The following is a 4,109-nucleotide window of genomic DNA, read 5'->3' on the forward strand; positions in this document are numbered from 1 at the left end:
TTCTCACGGTCTACACGATGCACTTTGATCAGCAGGTTAAAACTGTATGTATCACATGGTTTTAAACAAACCAGTGTTTTGCCTTCCAGTTTGGAAGCTTCGATCATATATTTACTGAGGTTTGCACCGCAGAATCCGTTATATACAAAATCTTTCAGAGATTCTTCTGTTTCAAAGTAAGCCGGTTCCGGATTATAAGGCAGATCTCCGGCTTTCCATCCCAGAACTCTTGCAACTGTACCGTCAGCAAGAAGTTCTTTTGCACGATTTATCAGCTCCTGCATCTTAAATCCTCCAATCTTACGTTCTTACCAAGTGAATGGATCTTCTCTACAAACTCATTCATAGTCTGGGAGAATTTCACACCTTCAGCAGCGGAAACCCATTCTACTCTTGTTCTTCCGTTTTCCACACCGATGTAGTCCAGCATGGAGAAAAGAAGGGTCATACGTCTTCTTGCATAGTAGTTACCTGTGCTGTAGTGACAGTCTCCAGGATGACATCCACACATAATCACACCGTCAGCACCTTTTTCAAAAGCGCGGAGGATGAACATTGGATTGACACGGCAGGAACATGGGACACGAATGATCTTTACATCAGCCGGATAGGAAAGACGGCTGCTTCCTGCAAGGTCTGCACCTGCATAACTGCACCAGTTACAGCAGAATGCCACAATCTTAGGTCTGAATTCTTCGTTTGTTTCTATCGACATATTGCATCTACCTCCGCGATAATCTGTCTGTTGGAAAAGCCCTGCAAATCCATAGCACCGGACGGGCAGGCTACTGTACATGCACCACAGCCCTGGCAAAGTGCTGTATTTACAACGGCTACTCTTCTTGTTTCACGGATACCGTGGTCATTTACTTCTTTATCCTCATAGGAGATTGCTCCATACGGGCAGACATTTGCACATGTAGAACATCCGTTACATAACAGTTCATCGGATTTTGCTGTACATGGGTTGGTTGTCAGTTTATCTTTTGCAAGAAGACCGATTGCCTTAACTGCTGCAGCACCGGCCTGTGCAACTGTCTCCGGAATATCTTTCGGTCCCTGGCATACACCGGAAAGGAAGATACCTGCTGTAGGAGATTCTACAGGACGAAGCTTTGCATGAGCTTCTGTGAGGAAGTTATTTGTGTCAATACTTGCTGTAAGCATGGTAGCGATCTTACGCACATCCGGATTTGGTTCAATAGCTGTTGCAAGAACGACCATATCTGCTTTCTTAAGGATCTGTTTATTATCGATCAGGTCAGATCCCTGTACAAGAAGGCTTCCATCCGGCTGAGGAATAACTTTTCCAACCTGTCCTTTGATGTAGTTTACACCGTACTGCTCTACTGCTCTTCTGTAGAACTCATCGAAGTTCTTACCTGGGGTACGCACATCAATATAGAAGACTGTTACATTTGTATCCGGATATTTATCGCGGATCAGCATTGCATGTTTTGCTGTGTACATACAGCAGATCTTGGAGCAGTATGGCTTTCCTCTGTCATCGGAACATCTGCTTCCCACGCACTGGATAAATACCAGCTCTTTCGGAGCTTTTCCGTCGGAAAGACGCTCTAAGTGTCCTTTTGTAGGACCTGCTGCGTTCATAATACGTTCCAGTTCCAGAGATGTGATCACATCTTTACTCTGGCTGTACGCATATTCATCGTATTTGTCAAGTTTGATGGTATCGAAACCTGTAGCAACTACAATGGCACCATATTTCTGTGTTACAATCTCATCCTGCTGATCGTATTCAATGGCTCCTGCCTGACATACCTTGGAACATACTCCACATTTTCCGGTTTTGAACTTAATACAGTTCTCACGGTCAATAACCGGAACATTTGGGATGGCCTGTGCAAATGGAGTGTAAATAGCAGTTCTGTTGTTTAATCCTCTGTTAAATTCATTAGGGATCTTCTTTGACGGACATTTTTCCTGACAGACACCGCAGCCTGTACATTTGTCCATATTTACACTTCTTGCTTTCTTTCTGATATCAACGGTAAAATCACCTACGAAACCGCTGACATGTTCTACTTCACTGTATGTATAGATATTGATCTTCTCATGAGCTGCTGCCTCAACCATCTTAGGAGTGAGGATACATGCAGAACAGTCAAGTGTAGGAAATGTTTTATCAAGCTGTGACATTCTTCCGCCGATACTTGGAGTTTTCTCTACAATATCTACTTCATATCCTGCATCTGCGATATCCAGGGCTGTCTGGATTCCGGCAATACCGCCGCCGATGATCAGTGCTCTCTTTGTAACACGGCTCTCTCCCGGCTGAAGAGGAGCATTTAAATTCACTTTTGCGATTGCTGCTCTGGCAAGGATTACGGCTTTCTTTGTAGCCTCTTCCATATCCTTGTGGATCCAGGAGCAGTGCTCACGGATATTTGCGATCTCCACCATGTATGGGTTCAGTCCGGCTCTTTCGGCTGCTTTTCTGAATGTTGCCTCATGCATACGGGGAGAACAGGAACAGACAACAACGCCTGTCAGTTTTTTCTCTCTGATGGCTTCCTGAATCTTGGCCTGACCTGCTTCTGAACACATATACTGGTAGTCTTCTGCATGAACCACCCCCGGCTCTTTGGCAGCTAATTCAACAACTTTTTTTACATCTACCGTAGCGGCGATATTACTTCCGCAATGACAGACAAATACACCAATTCTCTGCACGTTTCCTACCTCCTGTATCTTCTGAATGCACTTACCAGAAGCTGCTGTGGCAGTTCCGGATCAAGAAGTTCCGGGATCTCATCTGCTTTCAGATAATCGCCGCCTTTTTCGCGGACAACTAACTGTCTTGCTGCATCGATGAGCTTTCCAGGTTTTACATCCCTCGGACAACGCTCTACGCAGGCAAAGCAGGAAAGACATTTCCAGAGAGATTTTGAATTGACAAGTGCTTCAATATCTTCATTTACAACATAGGATACAAACTGATGTGGTTTGATATCCATTTCATTGAAGGATGGACAGGTAGCAGAACATTTTCCACATTTCATACATTTCAGCGGATTTGTTCCTGAGATTTCTTTGATCTTCTCTGCTGCTGAATGTTCGTTTCTCATTTTGCTACCTCCTCTTTTACTCCGAGGGCTTCTGCAAGGAGCTCTGTGAAATAATATACAGGCAGTTCGCTGGAAGCGTTTTTGTTTAAATTATATTTACACAATGGACAGGCAGTGATCAGCATATCTGCACCAAAGCCTTTGGCACTGTCTTCGATTTTCTGACACATGTTCTGGGACATTTCTTTTTCTTTGAGAGAAATGTAACCGCCGCAGCATTCATTTCTGTATGGATAGATCACCGGTTCTGCACCAAGTGCACGAATAAAATCTTCCATAATGGTTGGATTCTCCGGATCATCGAAAGCCATAATCTTGCCCGGACGTAATAAGAGGCATCCGTAATAGGCTCCGATTTTCTTTCCTGTAAGCGGGTTTACCACTTTCTCTTTCAGCTTGTCGAAACCGACTTTGTCGCGAAGTACTTCCAGATAATGGAGCACTGTTGTCTCGCCTGCATAAGGCTCATCAAGCTGCATGTAATTATTTGCTCTGGTGCGGATATCTTCCACATTTTTCATATCATCATTGACACGTTTGATCACGTGATGACAGGCAGAGCAGATTGTTACCAGATCCTGGCCCTTTTCTTTGGCCTGATTAAGAGCACGTACGGAAGAAAGCTTCGTAGCGATTTCGTCAGTTCCCAGAGGATAAACACCTCCACAGCACTGCCAGTCTTCGATTTCTTCCAGTTCAAACCCAAGTGCTCTGGCGCTGGCTCTGGCATATTCGTCCAGATCTTTCGCCTTGTTTCTCAGGGTACAACCCGGATAATAACTGTACTTCATACTTAACATTATCCTTTCTTAGTTGTTCAGGTAAATTCGTGTTGCTTAAAATATAGTTGTTAATACTTTTCTTGATAGCAGTTAGTGCCTGCTAATCTTTGTCTTTTTTTTAACAATATTTAGACAAAAATATAAATCAAGTCTAATACAATTACTTTTTATATCTTTGTTTAGACATAGAAAATAAAAGAGTTCGCACACCCTTCCTCCGCAAGGAAAGGAGTGTATC

Annotated in this window: 4 protein-coding genes and 1 pseudogene; all 5 read right to left on the bottom strand. The window is 43.6% G+C overall.

The annotated features are described in order from the left end of the window. Positions 1 to 284 (bottom strand): annotated as a pseudogene (locus ACTNES_RS19740) (4Fe-4S dicluster domain-containing protein); the annotation flags it as partial. Next, entirely contained in the window at positions 272 to 715 is a 444-nt protein-coding gene (locus ACTNES_RS19745; RefSeq protein WP_008703025.1) for a hydrogenase iron-sulfur subunit, read from the bottom strand. The pseudogene ACTNES_RS19740 and the gene ACTNES_RS19745, both read right to left, overlap by 13 nt. Next, positions 706 to 2,694, bottom strand: a complete 1,989-nt coding sequence (locus ACTNES_RS19750) for a CoB--CoM heterodisulfide reductase iron-sulfur subunit A family protein (protein ID WP_291808611.1) — start codon at positions 2,692 to 2,694, stop codon at positions 706 to 708. The genes ACTNES_RS19745 and ACTNES_RS19750 overlap by 10 nt, the downstream gene beginning before the upstream one ends. A gap of 5 nt (positions 2,695 to 2,699) precedes the next feature. Next, positions 2,700 to 3,089: a 4Fe-4S dicluster domain-containing protein gene (locus tag ACTNES_RS19755; RefSeq protein ID WP_019161507.1), complete on the bottom strand. Its 390-nt coding sequence runs from the start codon at positions 3,087 to 3,089 to the stop codon at positions 2,700 to 2,702. Continuing rightward, positions 3,086 to 3,880, bottom strand: coding sequence for a CoB--CoM heterodisulfide reductase iron-sulfur subunit B family protein (locus ACTNES_RS19760; RefSeq protein WP_291808617.1), 795 nt, complete (start codon positions 3,878 to 3,880; stop codon positions 3,086 to 3,088). Before ACTNES_RS19760 ends, ACTNES_RS19755 begins: the two co-directional genes overlap by 4 nt. Positions 3,881 to 4,109: the final 229 nt, after the last annotated feature.

It is taken from the genome of Blautia sp. HCP3S3_D9 (genome assembly GCF_052063845.1).
Classification (GTDB): domain Bacteria; phylum Bacillota; class Clostridia; order Lachnospirales; family Lachnospiraceae; genus Blautia_A.